Raw genomic sequence first — 1,298 nt, 5'->3', positions numbered from 1 at the left:
TCCGCCTCGGGGATGATGCGTTTCATGAACTCGTCGAACATCGGGACCGTGTACGCGGTGTCGCCATGGTTCGGGCTCCAGATCATCCCCTTGGAGATCAGCGAGCTGCGAGTTGGCGCGAGCGACGTCACCTTGGCCGGGTAGCACGCGGCGATGTCCCCGGAACGGTGCGGACCGGGTCCCAGTTCGGCCATTGCGCGCAGGTAGCGCTTTTCCTTCGGTGTCAGCCGGTCGAAGCGCACACGGAAGAAACTCTCATCGAGTGCCGCCACGGCACTGCCCGAAGCGCGCTCGACTGCATCGATGCCAATCGGTGTGTGGGCCGCCTGCTCCCACGTATGAAAGCCCCACTGTTGCAGGAAATACGCGTATCCGCGTGTCACATCGACCAGGCGATCCAACGCCGCTGCGTCGATGGCGACCCCTTCCTTCTGCAGGGGCACGCGGATTGCGCGTTCGGCCGCAGGCCGCGGCAGCGCGCCGATCTCCGGGAAGTCGAACAGACGCTCGGCATAGGACTTGGCGTTGCCCATCCGGCCACGCAGCTGCGGCAGGCCGGCACCGACGAGCACGACCGGCAATTGCAGCTGCTCGATGCGGTGCATCGCCGTGATGAGGACCGCCAGTTGGTCCTCCTCGACGTACTGCAGTTCGTCGATGAAGATTGCCTCGGCAGTGCCGGCAGCCCTCGCCGCCTTGCCCACCTGCTCGAACAGGGCCTGCAGATCGTGCTCGAGGTCGCCGTTGTCGGCCAAGCCGGGCTCCGGTTCATAGTCCAGGCCGACCTCAAGATCCTGATACTTGATCTTCATCTTTCCAGCGAAGCCGGCGAGCGCGCGCAGGCCACGGATCGCGTAGTCCTTGGCCGCGGCAATGTTGCTCAGCCTCAGCAGCGCCTGACGCAGTTGAGGTGCCAGGATCGCAGGCAGGGATCTTCCCTCCGGGGCTTCGATTCGGATCGTGTGGATGCCCGCTGCCTCGGCATCGCTTCTGATTCGATCGAGCAGCACCGTCTTTCCCACCCCACGCAGGCCGATCAACATCGCGCTCTTGGCGTGGCGACCGAGCCGAGCGCGCTGGAGCGCGACACGCATCTGCTCGAGTAGTGCGTCGCGGCCGGCGAGTTCGACGGGTGGCGTGCCTGCGCTCGGGACAAACGGGTTTCGGATGGAGTCCATGGACGGTGATTTATGTAGACATTTGCGATCTTATCGTAAGTTACTAAGATACGAAATAAATGAATAAACGGCAACGCGGTGCAGAGCAGCACCGCGCCATGGCTTCGGCACGGCTCCTCG

Annotated in this window: 1 protein-coding gene; it reads right to left on the bottom strand. The window is 63.7% G+C overall.

Annotated elements, in window-relative coordinates; translation table 11 throughout:
* Window positions 1-1,178: AAA family ATPase (locus ACOVRJ_RS09260; RefSeq protein WP_422043569.1), on the bottom strand; the 1,178-nt coding region annotated here is incomplete at its 3' end.
* Window positions 1,179-1,298: the final 120 nt, after the last annotated feature.

The organism is Roseateles sp. (assembly GCF_049240545.1).
Lineage (GTDB): Bacteria > Pseudomonadota > Gammaproteobacteria > Burkholderiales > Burkholderiaceae_C > Paucibacter_A.
The sequence above is the reverse complement of the archived record's forward strand: the minus strand, read 5'-3'. Positions and strand labels throughout refer to the sequence as shown.